Origin of the sequence: Aeromonas sp. S5(2024), from assembly GCF_041403025.1 — a bacterium.
Lineage (GTDB): Bacteria > Pseudomonadota > Gammaproteobacteria > Enterobacterales > Aeromonadaceae > Aeromonas > Aeromonas hydrophila.
This window is the reverse complement of the sequence record NZ_JBGLRI010000008.1, coordinates 206981-223885: the sequence shown is the minus strand read 5'-3', so window position 1 is coordinate 223885 and position 16905 is coordinate 206981. Positions and strand designations below refer to the sequence as shown.

Annotated in this window: 15 protein-coding genes; 13 read left to right on the top strand and 2 right to left on the bottom strand. The window is 61.2% G+C overall.

The window, feature by feature from the left end; genetic code table 11:
* Positions 1-46 precede the first annotated feature (46 nt).
* The 5 genes from ACB032_RS16385 (at position 47) to ACB032_RS16365 (ending at position 5966) form a co-directional block, all read left to right on the top strand.
* Complete coding sequence (locus ACB032_RS16385; protein ID WP_371138336.1) at positions 47-1810, top strand: glycosyltransferase; 1764 nt, start codon at positions 47-49, stop codon at positions 1808-1810.
* Positions 1811-3025 carry an O-antigen ligase family protein gene (locus tag ACB032_RS16380; protein WP_371138335.1) on the top strand — a complete coding sequence of 405 codons (1215 nt, stop codon included), beginning with the start codon at positions 1811-1813 and terminating at the stop codon, positions 3023-3025.
* On the top strand, positions 3022-3687 hold the full coding sequence (locus ACB032_RS16375) for a glycosyltransferase family 25 protein (RefSeq protein ID WP_041216894.1): 666 nt from the start codon (positions 3022-3024) through the stop codon (positions 3685-3687). Before ACB032_RS16380 ends, ACB032_RS16375 begins: the two co-directional genes overlap by 4 nt.
* Positions 3688-3769: 82 nt before the next feature.
* Complete coding sequence (locus ACB032_RS16370; RefSeq protein ID WP_201355119.1) at positions 3770-4798, top strand: glycosyltransferase family 9 protein; 1029 nt, start codon at positions 3770-3772, stop codon at positions 4796-4798.
* A 55-nt stretch (positions 4799-4853) separates the two neighbouring features.
* The gene (locus ACB032_RS16365; protein ID WP_201355120.1) at positions 4854-5966 is read left to right on the top strand and encodes a glycosyltransferase family 9 protein; all 1113 of its coding nucleotides are present in this window, start codon (positions 4854-4856) and stop codon (positions 5964-5966) included.
* On the opposite strand, the gene ACB032_RS16360 is transcribed toward ACB032_RS16365, so the two are convergent.
* Together ACB032_RS16360 and ACB032_RS16355 are read right to left on the bottom strand one after the other, a co-directional pair.
* Positions 5902-6969 carry a glycosyltransferase family 9 protein gene (locus ACB032_RS16360; protein ID WP_371138334.1) on the bottom strand — a complete coding sequence of 356 codons (1068 nt, stop codon included), beginning with the start codon at positions 6967-6969 and terminating at the stop codon, positions 5902-5904. The genes ACB032_RS16365 and ACB032_RS16360 overlap by 65 nt on opposite strands.
* Before the next feature lie 166 nt (positions 6970-7135).
* On the bottom strand, positions 7136-7999 hold the full coding sequence (locus ACB032_RS16355) for a YicC/YloC family endoribonuclease (RefSeq protein ID WP_011707879.1): 864 nt from the start codon (positions 7997-7999) through the stop codon (positions 7136-7138).
* A gap of 146 nt (positions 8000-8145) precedes the next feature.
* On the opposite strand from ACB032_RS16355, the gene rph reads away from it, so the two are divergent.
* From rph to ACB032_RS16315, 8 genes are all read left to right on the top strand, one after another.
* Complete coding sequence (gene rph / locus ACB032_RS16350) at positions 8146-8862, top strand: ribonuclease PH (protein ID WP_024945517.1); 717 nt, start codon at positions 8146-8148, stop codon at positions 8860-8862.
* Positions 8863-8936: 74 nt separating this feature from the next.
* Positions 8937-9590: an orotate phosphoribosyltransferase gene (pyrE, locus tag ACB032_RS16345; protein ID WP_010676102.1), complete on the top strand. Its 654-nt coding sequence runs from the start codon at positions 8937-8939 to the stop codon at positions 9588-9590.
* A 178-nt stretch (positions 9591-9768) separates the two neighbouring features.
* A complete protein-coding gene (locus ACB032_RS16340) occupies positions 9769-12189 on the top strand; it encodes a heavy metal translocating P-type ATPase (RefSeq protein WP_371138333.1) in 2421 nt (806 codons plus the stop codon).
* A gap of 10 nt (positions 12190-12199) precedes the next feature.
* Positions 12200-12589 (top strand): Cu(I)-responsive transcriptional regulator, encoded by a 390-nt coding sequence (gene cueR, locus ACB032_RS16335; RefSeq protein WP_010635698.1) that lies wholly within the window; start codon positions 12200-12202, stop codon positions 12587-12589.
* Between the two features lie 126 nt (positions 12590-12715).
* Positions 12716-13870 carry a GGDEF domain-containing protein gene (locus ACB032_RS16330; protein WP_017409683.1) on the top strand — a complete coding sequence of 385 codons (1155 nt, stop codon included), beginning with the start codon at positions 12716-12718 and terminating at the stop codon, positions 13868-13870.
* A 30-nt stretch (positions 13871-13900) separates the two neighbouring features.
* Positions 13901-14164, top strand: a complete 264-nt coding sequence (locus ACB032_RS16325) for a YihD family protein (RefSeq protein WP_005306857.1) — start codon at positions 13901-13903, stop codon at positions 14162-14164.
* Between the two features lie 198 nt (positions 14165-14362).
* A complete protein-coding gene (ccoG, locus tag ACB032_RS16320; RefSeq protein ID WP_016352365.1) occupies positions 14363-15811 on the top strand; it encodes a cytochrome c oxidase accessory protein CcoG in 1449 nt (482 codons plus the stop codon).
* 88 nt (positions 15812-15899) lie between these two features.
* Positions 15900-16889, top strand: coding sequence for a serine/threonine protein kinase (locus ACB032_RS16315; RefSeq protein ID WP_017409685.1), 990 nt, complete (start codon positions 15900-15902; stop codon positions 16887-16889).
* Positions 16890-16905: the final 16 nt, after the last annotated feature.

The window sequence follows — 16905 nt, the reverse complement described above, 5'->3', positions numbered from 1 at the left end:
TGTTGTTTGCCACGGTTTTTCTCAGTTTCTACCGGGTAACCACGCAATGAACATATTGATGGCACTCTCCCAGCTCGAAGTGACGGGCGCTGAGGTCTATGCCACCACGGTCGGTAACGAACTGACCCGGCGTGGCCACCAGGTTTTCTACGTATCGGACACCTTGACCAAGCCCACTCTGGGTGAGGTGTTCAAGCTGCGATTCAACAAGCGGAGCATTCTGCGCCGCTTCTGGCACGTCTTTTACCTCATCTATTTGATCAAGAAGCATCATATCCAGCTGGTGCATGCTCACTCCCGCGCCTCTGGCTGGAGCAGCTATGTGGCCTGCAAGCTGACCGGCACCCCCATGATCACCACGGTGCACGGTCGCCAGCCGGTGCATGCCTCCCGCAAGGCCTTCCATGCTCTCGGCTTTCGAGCGGTGGCGGTGTGCGAGGATATCGCCCACCAGATCATCGACAATCTGGGGGTGGATCCGGCCATCGTGCAGGTGCTGCGCAACGGCATCGAAACCGACAAGTTCCAGCCTGTGCCTGCCCCGACCAATGCCAGGCCGGTGATCGCCATCATAGGTCGGCTGAGCGGCCCCAAGGGTGAGCTCTGCTATCGGTTGCTGGATGAGGTGCTGGATCTGGACGCCTGCCAGGTGAAGGTGGTGAGCGGCAGCCAGCTGCCTGCGCGTTTCCAGCGTTTTCAGGAGCGGGTCGATTTCGTCGGTTATGTGGAAGATGTCCCTGCGCTGATGGCGCAATGCGACTTGGTGATCGGTGCTGGTCGGGTGGCGATGGAGGCCCTGCTCTGTGGTCGTCCCGCCTTTGCCATCGGTGAAGCCAAGGCCATCGGGCTGGTGACCGAGCACAATCTGGATGAGGCGCTTGCCAGCAACTTCGGCGATATCGGCCCCCAGGATCTGGCGATCGATTTTGCCGCACTGAAGGCACAGATTGCCCTGGCCCTGGCCAGTGGCACCGTTTCAGACACAATTCGTCAGCGTATTCAGGCCGAATATGGCTTGGCGGGAGTCGTCTCCGGCCTGGAATCCATCTATCAGGATGCGGTGGTCGAGACCCTGCGCCGCGAGATGCCGGTCATCATGTATCACCGCTTCATCGAGCATGACAGCGAGAAGGGGGTACACGGCACCTGGATGCCGATCGCCATGTTCGAGAAGCACCTGCGCCTGCTGAAGTGGCTGGGTTATGAGACCCTGACGTTTCGGGATTTGGCTGACAAGGGCTTCATTCACCGGCTGCAGTACGGCAAGAAGTACCTGATGATCACCGCGGACGACGGCTATCAGGACAATCTGACCCGCATGCTGCCGCTGCTGGAAAAATATGGTTACAAAGCCGTGGTATACGTGGTCACGGGGGAAGGGTATAACCGCTGGGACGTGGAACAGGCGAACAATCCGGACACCCGGGTGGACCTGATGAATGGCGAGCAGCTCAAGGCGCTGACGGCCTCCGGTCATGTGGAGATCGGCGGGCATACCCTGACCCACCCCAGGTTGAGCAAGCTTGCACCCGATCAGCAAGCTCATGAAATTCAAGAGAACAAACGACAGCTCGAAGCCCTGCTCGGCCACCCTCTGCTGTCATTCGCCTACCCTTATGGGGATATGGATGAGAGCGCCAAGGTGCAGGCGATGGCGGCGGGTTACCGTTTTGCGGTTGCCACCAACAGCGGGCCCAGAGCCATGCACCAGGACCCTTTCCGGATCCGCCGTATTGCCATTTTCCCGCGTACCGATGTTTTTGGCCTGTGGCGCAAAATCCGGGGTAACTATGTCTTCAGGAAGTCTTGATTGATGCTCAGCAGAAGCCTTGCCTTGCTCGATAGAACAACCACAGCCCTGTTTGCGCTGACCATTCTGTTCTCCTTTTGCGGCCTGTTTCTGGCCCCTTTCGGCCAGAGCATTCAATCCAATCTGCTGGCCGTGACCGGCATCTTCGGTTTGTTGAATTACTTTGTCGGCAAACAACGGGATGTGGGGCTCAAAGACCGTCGCATTCTCTGGGGGCTGCTGGTCTATGCCGCCATGATCTTCATCAACCGGTTGATCCACGGTGATCAATACGGAGTCATGCGCGGGCTGTTTTATGTCGTCGTCTTTGCGCTGATGATGCCGCGCAAGCCGAGCCTGCTGGTGCTGGGTTATCTGGCCATCGTGCTGGGCGGGATGGGATTGGGCACTCTCAGCATCTGGCAATACCAGCACGGCATTGCCAGGGTGGAAGGGTTTACCAACGCGATCCTTTTCTCGCAGGCAGCGCTGACGCTGGCCATCCTCAACTGGTTTGTCTTCCAGCAAAAACAGTTGCCTGGATGGTTGAGGGGGGGGAGCCTGTTTGGCTTGATTGCGGCCCTGTTTGCACTTTATCTCTCCCAGAGCCGGGGGGTCTGGCTCGCCTTCGGGATCATTCTTGCCTACGTCATCTGCTACAAGGCCTACTTCAAACCGTGGAAATACATTGCGGTAGCCATATTGTGTACGGTCACAACGGGCGCCATTTATCAGACCAACCAGCTGGTTCAGGTTCGGGTCGCAGAGGCAGTCTCGGATCTCAACTCGGCAGAAAAAGGTTCGTACGACTCATCATGGGGCTTGCGCGTCATTGCCTGGCAGAGCGCCTGGCTGGGTTTTTTGGATTCACCTGTGACGGGGGTGGGCACGGATGGTTTCAATGCATTGAAACAGACCCAGATCGATAATCATCAGATATCTCCTCTGATATTTCATCCGGCGCTGGTCCATTCACATAATCAATATATGCAGAATCTGGTCGTTCGCGGCAGCATAGGATTTATTGCACTGGTGATCTTTCTTGGCCTGCCGCTCTATCTGGCGGCGAACAATATCAGCAGGATTTCGGCGGGTGTGCTGGTTCCCCTCGCATTTGCTATTAACTCCCTAAGCGATGTGCCGTTTGAGCATCAAGGGGTGCTCTATCTGTACACGCTCAGCCTGGTTTTCATCTGGTTTTCCCATGAGTTTAAAAAGGATACCTGCACGTCATGATTCCGGTTTTTGTCATCAGTTTGGCTCGCAGCGTTGAGCGACGGGCGATGGTTGTCCAGCAGATGGCGCATCTGGGCATAGATTTCGAGTTTGTAGATGCAACCGACGGAAAGACGCTGAGCAATGCCGAGCTGGCCAAGGTGGATTTGGATCTGGCCAAAGAAGTGTGTGGTCATGAACTGAGTTTTGGCGAGATTGGCTGCGCTATGAGCCATATCCGAGTTTATGAGCGCATCATCGCCGAGGGTATTGAGCGCTGCGTGGTGCTCGAAGATGACATCTATCTGCATATGCACAGCAAGGCGATCATCGAGACGATAGTAGACTCCTGCCAGTCCGAGATCGTCTTCCTGCATCATGGCAAAGCCAAGCGCTGGCCATTCCTGTCATCCCTGCCCGGTGGCTACCGGCTTGCCAGATACCTGACGCCCAGCCGCTCCTCCAAGCGAGGGGTACTCTCTACCGCTGGGTATGTGCTGACCCTGGCCGGGGCGAAAAAATTATTGCAGTGCGCCTATCCGCTGCGGATGCCCTCCGACTATCTGACCGGCCGCTTGCAGCTCAATGGCCTGTCTGCCTCCGGGGTGGAACCCTGCTGTCTGGATGTAGATCTGTTCACCACCACCATAGACGACAGAGCCTACGGCCACTATCTGAAATAGCACTGGGCGTGCCGGCAGCGGCTGTTGGTTGGCAGCCCTGTCAGCCTTGCCGACGCTGCCGGTCATACATGCTGGATAACCCATGAATCTCAAGAAGTTGCTTACCCACTCCATTGCCAGATGGCTGATCGGCAGAGCGCCTGACGCCGCCCCATGCCCCGCCGGGGCGAAGGTGAAGCGGGTACTGGTGGTCGGTTATGACGCCATCGGTGATTTCATTCTCACCCTGCCCGCCATTGCCCGGCTCAGGGAGATCTACCCCGCCGTACGCCTCGAGCTGGTGTGCAGCCAGCGCAATCAGCTGCTGGCGGCGTCGGTCGCCGGGATCGATGAGTGTCACGTGATCACCCTGAACGATACCCTGTGGCCGGCGAGCATGTGGTGCAAGCTGCGTGAACTCAGGCAACGGCAGTATGACCTGGTGATCAATCTGTTTGACGAGCCCGACGATATCGCCATGGCCAAGTTGCTGTTGCTGGCCAACGGGCGCTTGCAGTCGTTGCCCCTGCGCTTCAAGAGTGAAGGGCAGCAGAAGTTGCTGCCGCTGTTCAACCAGAAGGCCACTATAGTGTCGTCACGCCCAGTCAGGGATCACTTCGTCTATCGCATGCTCAGCGTGGCAGGTGATGCGGCTGGCGTGCCTGCCACGGTACCGTCACCCTGCAATGAGCAGCTCGATACCGGCGCGTATGGCCGCTATCTGCTGGTCAACCTGACAGGCAGTCAGGTTGGCAACTCGATGACGGAGACACAGATCGATGGGATCCTGGCACAGTTGCCGAGCTATCAGGGGATCTCCTACCTGGTATTCTCCAGGCAGCCCGTGGCGTGCCCGCGGCAGGACATGAGAGTGCTGTTTCCTGATACCATTCTCGATGCCGCCAAGATCATCAAGGATGCGAGAGGGGTCATCTCGACCGATACCTCCATCATCCATATCTCCTCTTCCTTCGGGGTGCCCACCCTGGTGTTGATGAACAACGAGCGCTGGCGCGATGCCTTCATTCCGCTGGCGGGTCGCAATATCATCCTGCGCTCGACCACGGACAATCTGGCGGCCCTGTCACCGGCGGAGATCAGCCGTCAGGTCGATGCCCTGATGGCGCTCTAGTCGCGTCAGGCTGTTATCATCCTTTTTCCAACTCAACGGCCCTTCTGGTGGACTCATGTCATTAATCAACGATCTGCAACTCCAGCGTGACATTCTTCGCCGCAAGCTGGGACAGCTGCTGTTCGATCGCAAGCGGCCGGTCCCGCTGCATGAGCGCAAGGGGAAGATAGTGTTGCTGCGCTGGGATGCCAAGCTGGGCGATGCGATCGTCTCGTCCTGGGTGGCCCGCGAAATCAAGCGCGCCAGCCCGGAGCGGGAAGTGTGGATCGTCACGACTGCGGTCATGGCTCCCCTGTTTCGCGATCATTTCGGTATGGACAAGGTGATAGAGGTGCCCAAGCGGCCGGGCTATGGCCAGCTCAAGCGCCTGGCACACTCGCTGGGGGAGGTAGAGTGTCTGGTGCACTTTGGCAAGATGCTGAAAATGAAGGACATCTACTTCATCAGCCAGGTGAGGGCGGATTGGGTTGCCGGCATGGACGATGCCCTGCAGGCGGTCAACCTCAAGCTGGGCAAGGCCTCCAGCGGCATGCACTTCTCCGACAAGTTCGCCCTGCTGCTGCAGCGACTTGGCGTGACCAATCCGGACCAGCAATACATAGTCCCGACCATGAGCCCGCCCGATGCGCTGGCCATCTGGTGGCCAGCAGAGCCGGTCCTCTGTTTCAACCCTTACGGCAGTGGCAGCTCCCGCCGCCTGCGGCCTGAACTTATCCGCCAGATGATTGAGCAGATGCTGGCGGCCGGCTCTTGCGCCATCTGTCTGCTCTACCCGCCGGGTATGGAGGAGGAGGTGGCCGGGATCCGGGCCGGCTTGAGCCGACCGGAGCGCCTGCTGTTGTCACCGGATGCGCCCTCGCTGGCCGGGCTGTTTGCTCAGCTGCGCCAGTGTCAGGGGCTGATCTCGGTGGACACGGCGACGGTGCACATCGCCGCCGGGTTGCACAAGCCCATTCTTGGCCTCTACAACCCGGACATAGGTGGCGGCAACGAGAACTTCCTGGAGTGGCACCCCAACTCCCCGTCAGCCACCGTGCTGTTCTCGACCAATACCCGGGAGCAGGATATCAACTCCCTCGATCTGGCCGAATTCGAGCGTACTTTCAGGGCGTGGCTGTTTGCCAACCAGGCAGCGCTGTCAGCCGTTCCATCACCAGCTCGGGCGTGATGGCGCGCAGCAGGGCTTCGTCGATGAAGTCCTTTTCCGCGTTCTGCGGCAGCTGGAAGTCGGGTCCCTTGGCATCGAACACATCGATGGCCTGATAACGGGGGTGGTTGACCGGGTTGGCGATGATCTTGTCGCCGCCCGGGGCCACTATGGTCAGCAGGGGCAGGTCGATGGCCTGCGCCATGTGGCGGGGGCCGGTGTCATTGCCGACAAACAGCCGGCAGTGGGCGAACAGCCCCACCAGCTCCCGTACCGAGCGGGTCTTGATGTGGTCGAAGACGCTGGCTTGCAGGGCGGCGGGCAGCAGTGGTTTCAGGCCGCGGTTGTACTCCTCTTCCCCCGGTCCGCAGTAGATCAAAATCTGGGCATCGTGCTGCTCGATCAGCCACTGGGCGACCTTGGCGAAGCAGTCGATGGGCCAGCGCTTGTAGTGCCCGAGCGAGTTGACGCCCATGGCGATCAGCGGGCGGCTCAGGTCGACGCCGGCGGCCAGCAGGGCATCCTTTCCTTGTTGTTTCTCTTCTTCACTGAGCCAGAGGTAGTAGTTGCGATCCTCGCTGGCCAGCGTGAGCGGCTTGAGCAGCGAGAAGCGATCGTCAACCAGGGTGCTGTTGCCCTGGAATTCGGTGTCCTTGCGAAAACGCACGATGCGGTTGTGGCCGAGCCGCCAGGGGAAGGAGTCAAACCCGATGCGCAGGCGGGCGCCGGAGAAGAGGCAGCTGAGCAGGCCGATCATCTGGCCCTGGCTGTTGACCACCACATCGTAGCGCTCGCGGCGAATGGCCAGCAGCAGATCCTTCATGTAGCGCCACTCATTGCGCCTGGCCTTCTCGATGATGATGAGCCGATCGATATTGGGATTGCCCTGCGCCATACCCGCGCAATAATCCATGACCAGATAGTGAACCTCGCCGCTTGGGTCATTCTGCTTGAGGTTGTTGCACAGTGCGGTGGAGATCAGCACATCCCCTATCTGTTTGGTTTGAACTACAAGGTATTTCATAAGGCAGGCCTCAACAGAGGTCATGGTTGATCGTCAGCGTGACAGCATACCGCACAAGTGAGTCAGATGCTGTCGGTGCAACGTGAAAATCCGATCTGGCGCAGGCCGCCAACCGAGCGCATTGTTAAATGAAAGAAGCCCGTCGTTGACGGGCTTCTTGTATCGATTACTCGATGTTCTGAATTTGTTCGCGCATCTGCTCGATGAGCACCTTCAGCTCGACAGCGGACTGGGTCACCTCGGCGTTGATCGACTTGGAACCCAGGGTGTTCGACTCGCGGTTGAACTCCTGCATCATGAAGTCGAGACGACGGCCACAGGCGCCACCCTTCTTCATGATCTTGTTGGTCTCGCTGATGTGCATCTCCAGGCGATCCAGCTCTTCGGCCACGTCGATCTTCTGGGCCAGCAGCACGATCTCCTGCTCGATGCGTGCCGGATCCAGCTCCACCTTGGCTTCGGCCAGACGGTCGGTGAGCTTCTGGCGCTGCCACTCGATGATCTGCGGCAGGTGCACGCGCACCTTCTTCACTTCTACTTGAATGCCGGCCAGACGCTGTTCGATCAGGGCCTTGAGGTTGGCCCCTTCGCTGGCGCGGGAAGCGAGGAAATCTTCCATGGTCAGGTCAAACCCGCCGAGCAGCTCGGTGGCGACCGCATCCATGTCCTGTTCGGCGGCAGCCATCACGCCCGGCCAGCGCAGCACGTCGACCGGGTTGAGCTGACCCTGACCCGCCTCTTTCATCACCCAGTTGGCGCTGTCGATGATGAGCTTGGCCAGCTCTTCATTGATATGCAGCTGGCTGGCAGCGGCTTGGGCGGCCTCGAACCGCAGGTTGCACTCCACCTTGCCGCGCTGCAGCTTGGCGCGGAAGCGCTCACGCAGAACCGGCTCCAGGCTGCGCAGTTGTTCCGGCAGGCGAATGTAGGTCTCCAGATAGCGCTGGTTGACCGAACGAATTTCCCAAACGGCTGTGCCCCAGTCGCCCTTGAGTTCCTTGCGGGCGTAGGCGGTCATGCTGTGAATCATTGATTGTTCCGGGCTTGATGAAGTGTGGGGCCAGTATACTCAGCCAGGCCTGCTCCGTCAGCCGACAGCGTGGTTTTAGCGGCTGATATTTGGGCTGGGATCACTTATACTCCTGCGCCAATTCAGCCAGCCCAGAGGTCCGTCCCATGTCACGTCCCAGCGATCGCACTGCCGCGCAGCTTCGTCCGGTCACCATTACCCGCCACTTCACCAAGCATGCTGAAGGGTCCGTGCTGGTGGAATTCGGCAACACCCGCGTGCTTTGCACCGCCAGCGTCGACACCAGCGTGCCGCGTTTCCTGAAAGGGAAGAATCAGGGCTGGGTGACCGCCGAGTACGGCATGCTGCCCCGCTCCACCCACTCCCGGATGAACCGCGAAGCGGCCTCCGGCAAGCAGAGTGGTCGTACCTTGGAGATCTCCCGGCTGATCGCCCGCTCCCTGCGCGCGGCGGTAGACCTGACCGCGCTAGGCGAGCACTCCATCACAGTTGACTGCGACGTGCTGCAGGCCGACGGCGGCACCCGCACCGCCGCCATCACAGGTGCCTGCGTGGCGCTGGTGGATGCGCTGAACTGGATGGTCGAGAAGGGGATGCTCAAGCAGAGCCCGCTCAAGCAGATGATCGCTGCCGTCTCCGTCGGCATGTATGAAGGGGAAGCTATCTGCGATCTAGAGTACATCGAAGATTCCGCCGCCGAGACCGACATGAACGTGGTGATGACCGAAGATGGTCGCATCATCGAGGTGCAGGGCACCGCGGAGGCCGAACCCTTCACCCATGAAGAGTTGCTGGAGATGCTGGCGCTCGCCAAGGGCGGCATCGCCGACATCATTGCGCTGCAGAAGCAGTCGCTCTCCTGATTTTAAAAACGCGGCATTGACCGCGTTTTTTTATACCCCACGAAAGTAAACGACAAGCCAAGCAAGGAGCCAGAATGAAAGCCTACCAGCGTCAATTTATCGAGTTCGCCCTGGAGAAACAGGTCCTCAAATTCGGTGAGTTTACCCTGAAATCCGGTCGTAAAAGCCCCTACTTCTTCAACGCCGGCCTGTTCAACAGCGGCCGCGATCTGGCCCGTCTCGGCCGCTTCTATGCCGCCGCGCTGATGGATGCCGGCATCGAGTTCGACGTGCTGTTTGGCCCGGCCTACAAGGGGATCCCCATCGCCTCTGCCACCGCAGTACAACTGGTGGAGCAGCACGACGTGGACGTGCCCTGGTGCTTCAACCGCAAGGAGGCCAAGGATCACGGCGAGGGCGGCAATCTGGTGGGCAGCCCGCTCAAGGGGCGCATCATGCTGGTAGATGACGTCATCACCGCCGGCACCGCCATCCGCGAATCCATGGATCTGATCCAGGCCAACGGCGCCTCGCTGGCCGGCGTGCTGATCGCGCTGGACCGTCAGGAGAAGGGCAAGGGCGAGCTCTCTGCCATTCAGGAGGTGGAGCGTGACTACGGCGCCCACATCATCGCCATCATCCAGATGAGCGATCTGATCCAGTATCTGGAAGAGAAGCAGGCCGAGCAGCCGGAGCTGGCAGCGCAACTGGCGGCCATGAAGGCGTACCGCGCCCAGTACGGCATCTGAGCCGATCACACCGCGCAATAGTTGAAGGCGGCGCCCGTTGGCTCTCTGGCAGCAAACGGGCGCCGTTTTTTTTCATCTGCAAAAAGTGGATCATGTGGCTTGAGCTTACCCTTACAGTAAAGGTTAGGGTTTGTTGGTCGGCGCTCATTCTGGCCGACTGGTTCCGGGGAGGAACAACATGACCACTCATCTTCAATCACCCATTCATCTGCAGTTGCCGCTCAGCGGCATGAGCTGCGCCAACTGCGCCGGCCGCATCACGACCGCTCTCAACAAGCTGGAAGGGGTCGAGGCGACCGTCAACTTCGCACTGGAGCAAGCCGCCATCGACCTTGCCAGCCCAGACCGTTTGCCGGCGGTGCTGGAGAGCATCAAGGCGCAGGGTTACGACTACGGCAGCGAGACTATCCTGTTTCAAATCACCGGCATGACCTGTGCCGGTTGCTCGGCCCGCCTGAACAAGATGCTGGCGGCGCTGCCCGGCGTCATCTCCGCCGACGTCAACTTTTCCATCGAGCAGGCTCGTATCGTGCTGGTACCCGGGATGCAGACGCCCGCTGGCCTGCGCGAGCAGATCGAGGCGCTCGGCTTTGGCGCCCAGCTGGCGCAGGGCTCGGCCGGCCGCCGCCGTCAGCAGTTGCTGGAGCGGGAAGCGCAGGAGGCCGCCAACGCCCGTCAGGCGCAAACCCGGGTCATCGTCTCGGCCCTGCTCACCCTGCCGCTGCTGGCGGGCATGCTGGCTATGGCCGGTCTGCTGCCCTGGCATCTGCCCGCCTGGCTGGAGCTGGTGCTCGCCACCCCGGTGCAGTTCTGGATCGGCGCCCGTTTCTATCGCGGTGCCTGGCTCGCCATCAAGAACCGCTCCGCCAACATGGATGTGCTGGTGGCGACCGGTACCAGTGCGGCCTACTTCTACAGCCTCTATCTGCTGCTCAACCTGGGGATGGCCGCCAGCGGCCAGCTCTATTTCGAGGCAAGCGCCATCATCATTACCCTGATCTCCCTCGGCAAGTTGCTGGAAGCCAAGGCCAGACGCAGTACCCAGTCCGCCATTCGCGAACTGATGGCGCTGCGGCCGGAAACCGCCACCGTCTGGCGTGGCGAGAGCTGGCAGAGCGTGGCCATCGACGAGGTGCTGCGCGGCGATCGGCTGCGGGTGCTGGTGGGTGAGCGGGTGCCGGTGGATGGCAGAATCGCGAGCGGCGCCAGCGAGCTGGACGAGTCGATCCTCACCGGCGAGAGCCTGCCGGTGCCGCGCGGCGAGGGTGACAAGGTACTGGGCGGTGCCATCAACCGCTCCGGCGTGCTGGAGATTGAGGCCACTACGGTGGGGGAAGATTCCAGCCTCAGCAAGATCATCGCACTGGTGGAGAACGCCCAGATGGGCAAGGCGCCGCTGCAACAGCTGGTGGACAAGGTCTCTGCCGTGTTCGTGCCGGTGGTGATGGCCATCGCCCTGTTCACCCTGCTGGTGTGGTACGCCATCAGCAACGACTTCGGTCAGGCGCTGCTGGCGGCAGTGGCCGTGCTGGTGATCGCCTGTCCCTGTGCGCTGGGGCTGGCGACACCGGCGGCCATCGTCACCGGTACCGGGGTGGCGGCGCGCCACGGCATTCTGATCAAGGATGTCGATACCCTGCAGAAGGCCCACGCCATCAAGGCGCTGATCTTCGACAAGACCGGCACCCTGACCCAGGGCCGGCCGGTGCTGGCCAGCTGGAGTGGCAACGACGAACAACTGCGCCTCGCCGCCGCCCTGCAGCAGGCGAGCGAACACCCGCTGGCGCTGGCCATGCGCGAGGCAGTCGGCAAGGAGGCGGTACTGCCCCAGCCGGAGGCGGTGGAGGTGCGGGTCGGGGCCGGTATTGTCGGTCAGGTCGCCGGCCACAGGGTCGCCATCGGCAATGGCTCTTTGCTGGCCCAGCTTGGTATTGAACCGCCACAACAGGATGAACAAGCTGCAGACGGCGCGACCCGGGTCTGGGTCGCCATCGACGGCGTGGTGGCCGGCATAGCCGCACTGGCGGATACCCTGCGCCCCGAGAGCCCGGATGCCATCGCCACCCTGCGCCAGCGCGGTATCGCCAGCTGGCTGGTGAGCGGTGATGCGCCGGCGCCGGTGGCCCATATTGCCGCCAAACTGGGGCTGGACGGGGCCTTCGACTCAGTGCTGCCGGCCGGCAAGGTGGAGAAAGTGGAGGCGCTGCGGGCGCAAACCAGCGGGCTGGTCGCCATGGTGGGGGACGGGGTGAACGACGCCCCGGCGCTGGCGGCGGCAGATGTCGGCATCGCCATGGGCTCCGGCTCGGACGTGGCGATGGAGACCGCCTCCATCACCCTGATGCGGTCTGACCCGCGGCTGGTGGCCGATGCCATCGACATCTCGGCAGCCACCTGGCGCACCATCCAGCAGAACCTGTTCTGGGCCTTCGTGTTCAACATCATCGGCATTCCGCTGGCGGCGCTGGGTTATCTCAGCCCCGAGCTGGCGGGGGCGGCCATGGCCTTGAGCAGCATCACAGTATTGAGCAATTCCCTGCTATTGAAACGCTGGCAGCCGCGGGCGCTCGCCCATGTCAGCACAGAATCGAACCGTTAAGGAGTCATCCATGAACATCAGCAAGGTAGCCAAGGCGACGGGACTGACCGCCAAGACCATTCGCTACTACGAGAGCATCGGCCTCATCTCGGCGCCGGTCCGCAGCGACAACGGCTACCGCAGTTACACCGAGGGGGCGCTGCGCGAGCTGCGTTTCGTCAAGCGGGCGCGGGAGACCGGCTTCAATCTGGAGGAGTGCCAGGAGCTGCTGGCGCTCTATCGGGACGAGCACAGAACCAGCGCCCAGGTGAAGAAGCTGGCGCAGGAGAAGATCGTTGATCTGCGCGCCCGCATCGCCGGTTTGCAGGCCATGCTCAGCTCCCTCGAGGGGCTGGTCGGCTGTTGCCACGGGGATGAAAACCCTGAGTGCCCGATCCTCGACGAGCTGGAGCGCGGCTGAGCCGTCTCTGCCGGCAGGTAGGGGCCTGGCATCATCGACTGACTAACCGCTTAATAACGGACGTTTTATTGTTGGCTCCGAAGGGGTAGTGGTAGACTGTGCGGCTCTTGTACAGGGAGTACGCAGTTGACCCAGAGTGTGACACGTCAGGTGAAGCAGGCCATCATGGCCCAGCTCTATACCCACGCCTCATTCAGCCTGCCTTGCCTGGGTTTGCTGGCGCTTGGCTGGAGCCTGCTGTTCCACGACTACCTGCCCGCCGCCGAGGCGCTCGGCTGGCTGGCCGGGGTGTTGCTGCTGCTGATCTGCCGAGGCTGGCACCTGCGCTGGCGCCAGCCCAGGCTGGCCCAGATCCCGCTGCCGGTGTTGGAGCGCGAGCTCTTCATCGGGGTGACCATCACCTCCATCATCTGGGCACTGGGCGTGCTGCTCTACATGGACAAGCTGCCCGACACCTATCGTGCCGCCATGATGATGCTCTCCAGCCTCATTCTCACCGGCAGCGCCATCATGCTGTTCGGCAGCCGCCGCTCGCTCTACGGCGCCGTCTTGCCGCTCGGGCTGGCCATGCTGTTCGAGCTGGGGGCGGGCAACGAGCAGGAGCGGATCGTCTCCTGCATGCTGGCCGGCTACCTGTTCGTCTTCCTGCCGACCCTGCTGCGCCGCTTGCGGCGGGATCAGGTGGCGTCTCTCTATCACCGTTTCTCCAACGCCGATCTGGTAGCCGAGCTGAAGGCGGTCTCTGAACACCTCAAGCTCACCTCCCGACTGGACGGGCTGACCGGCATCGCCAACCGGGCCCACCTCGACTACTGCCTCGAGCGCGCCTGGCGTCGCTGTCACCGGGCCCGGGCGCCACTGTCGCTGGTGCTGGTGGATGTGGACTACTTCAAGCAATTCAATGACCTGTACGGCCATCAGCTGGGGGACGAGTGTCTGCAGCAGGTGGCGGGCCTGCTGGCCGAAGTGCAGCGGCGGGAGGACGATCTCGCCGCCCGCTACGGCGGGGAGGAGTTCGCCCTGCTGCTGCCCTGTACCAGCATGCAGGGGGCGCTGCAGATCGCCGAGAACGTACGGGTGGCGCTGAAGGATTTGAGCATTCCCCATCAGAAATCCCTGGTCTCCGGCCGGGTCAGTTGCAGTTTCGGGGTGGCGACCCTGGTGCCGGATCAGAGCCTCTCCATCAGCGAGCTGATTCAAAAAGCGGATGCGGCCCTCTACCAGGCCAAGCATAATGGGCGGGATCGTATCGAAGTAGCCTTGATGGGTAAGGTTGCCTGAGTTTCACAAGACAGATTAAAGAGGTCGTCTATGCAATGTCATCGTATCGAAGAGCTGCTGGAGTTGTTGCAGCCTGCCTGGATCAAGGAACAGGATCTCAGCCTGGTACAGTTTGTTGCCAAACTGGCCGAGGAAGCGGGATTTGAAGGTCCTCTGTCCGAGCTGACCGACGACATGCTGATCTATCACCTCAAGATGCGGGAATCCGACAAGCAGGCGATGATCCCCGGCCTGGCCAAGGATCACGTGCCCGACTTCAAGGAAGCCCTGCTCAAGGCCCGCGGCATCAAGTAAAGATTGCTCCAGCTGGAGCCTTTATTGGTGTTCAAAAGAATCTCTCAAAAGGCGTTTCGTCAACTGGCGATACGTCTTTTTTGTTGCTTGAAATTGCGACGCCACTCGAACATTAGATACATTTTACCCACACAATTAGCAGGCTGTTTAAGATATAATCCGCTCCATAACAATTAATGAGTGGAGCGAAGTGTTGCAATGGCCGACCAGGACAAGATCGATATCAAGGATGTCACCGGCGATGTAACGGGGACATACAACCCCAATACCTTCAAAGCGAGCGATGACAGGTTCAATCCCGGCAACCGCATCTACGTGAGGGCCCAGACCGGCTACTGGCAGCGGGTGCGCAAGGCCATGGGCTGGTTCTTCGTGGTGCTCTTCGTCGCCATTCCCTGGTTGCGCTATGACGGTCGCCAGGCCGTGCTGTTCGACATCGGTCACCAGCAGTTCCACATCTTCGGTGCCACCATCTGGCCGCAGGACCTGACCCTGCTGGCCTGGATCTTCATGATCGCCGCCTTCGGGCTCTTCTTCGTGACCACCTTCCTCGGTCGGGTCTGGTGTGGCTATCTCTGCCCGCAGACGGTGTGGACCTTCATGTTCATCTGGTTCGAAGAGAAGCTGGAAGGGGCGGCCAACAAGCGCCGCAAGCTGGATGCCTCGCCCTGGAACGCCGAGAAGCTGGCCCGCAAGGGGGCCAAGCATCTGGCCTGGATCCTGCTGTCGCTGGGTACCGGCCTCACCTTCGTCGCCTACTTCCAGGATGTGTTCCAGCTGGTGCCGGACTTCTTCACCCTGCAGGCCAGCGGCTGGGTCATCTTCTGGGTGGTGCTGTTCGCCGCCTGTACCTACGGCAACGCCGGCTGGATGCGCGCCATCATGTGCATTCACATGTGCCCGTATGCTCGCTTCCAGTCCGCCATGTTCGACAAGGACACCTTCATCGTCGGCTATGACGCCAAGCGCGGTGAAACCCGTGGCGCCCGGGCCCGCAAGGCCGATCCCAAGGCGCTGGGGCTGGGGGACTGCATCGACTGCGACCTCTGCGTGCAGGTCTGCCCGACCGGCATCGACATCCGCGACGGCCTGCAGTACGAGTGCATCAACTGCGGCGCCTGCGTCGATGCCTGCGATCAGACCATGGAGCGGATGGGCTATCCGAAGGGGCTCATCAGCTACACCACCGAGCACAAGCTGGCCAACGACTCCACCCACGTGGCGCGGCCCAAGCTGATTGGCTATGGCCTGGTGATGGCGGTGATGCTGGGGGTGTTCGTCTACAACGCCATGTCCATCATGCCGATGGGGCTCGATATCCTGCGGGATCGCAACCAGCTGTTCCGCGAGAACAGCGAGGGGCTCATCGAGAACACCTACACCCTGAAGATCCTCAACAAGACCCTGCATCCCCAGACCTATCAGCTGGATGTGGAGGGGCTGCCGGAGCACGAATGGTTCGGCCCGCGCGAGGTGACCTTGAAGGCGGGCGAGATCTTCACCCTGCCGGTGAGCGTAGCGGTCGACCCCTTCAACCTGAAGAAGCCGACCCTGGACATCCGCTTCGTGCTCAAACGCGAAGGGGCTGCCGCAGACGACAGCAAGGGGATCCTGCGCCAGCCAAGCAAGTTCATCAGCCGGCTGTGACCGCCACCATGGCCGGTTTTAGCCGGTCATCGGGCGCGGCAATGATAAGCAGTAGTGATAGAATGGGGCGCAACGGCGCCCCTTTCTCATGGTGGATGACATGCGTTTCAACTATTCCGACCTCAATCCCGATCTCATCATGGATGCGCTGGACCTCAGCGGTCTGCGGATCGACTCCGGTCTCATCGAACTCAACAGCTACGAAAACCGGGTCTACCAGTTTCAGGATGAAGATCGTCGCCGCTACGTGGTGAAGTTCTACCGTCCCGGTCGCTGGAGCCGGGCCCAGATCCTCGAAGAGCACGACTTTGCCGCCCGCCTCAATGAGGCGGAGATCCCGGTTGCCGCTCCCATCGCCTTTGCCGGCGAGACCCTGCTGGAGCATCAGGGCTACCCCTTCGCCATCTGGCAGAGCGTGGGGGGCCGCCAGTTCGAGGTGGACAACCTCGACCAGCTGGAGTGGGTGGGGCGCTATCTCGGCCGCATCCACCAGATAGGTGCCAGCCGCCCCTTCCACCACAGAGTCCGGCTCGATGTGGAGAGCATGCTGCACGAACCGCGTCAGCTGCTGGCGTCCGGCGAGTGGCTGCCGAGCGGGCTGGCCAAGTCCTTCTTCGGGGTGCTGGACGAGCTGATCAAGCATGTCAGTGACGCCATGACCCTGGACGTGGCCCAGATCTCCCTGCATGGCGACTGCCACCCGGGCAACATCCTCTGGCGCGACGGCCCGATGTTCGTCGATCTCGATGACTGTCGCAGTGGCCCCGCCATCCAGGATCTCTGGATGATGCTGAGCGGCGAGCGGCACGAGCAGCTGATCCAGCTCGATACCCTGCTGGCGGGTTATGAGGAGTTCATGGAGTTCGACCCGCGCGAGCTGGCGCTGATCGAGCCGCTGCGGGCCATGCGCATCGTTCACTACATGGCCTGGCTGGCCCGGCGCTGGGAAGACCCCGCCTTCCCGCGCCACTTCCCCTGGTTCAACACCGATCACTACTGGCGCCAGCAGATCGCGACCCTGCACGACCAGCTGGAAGCGCTCAAGGCACCGCCCCTGACGCTGACGCCTGGCTGGTGATGAGGGAAAGAGAGCG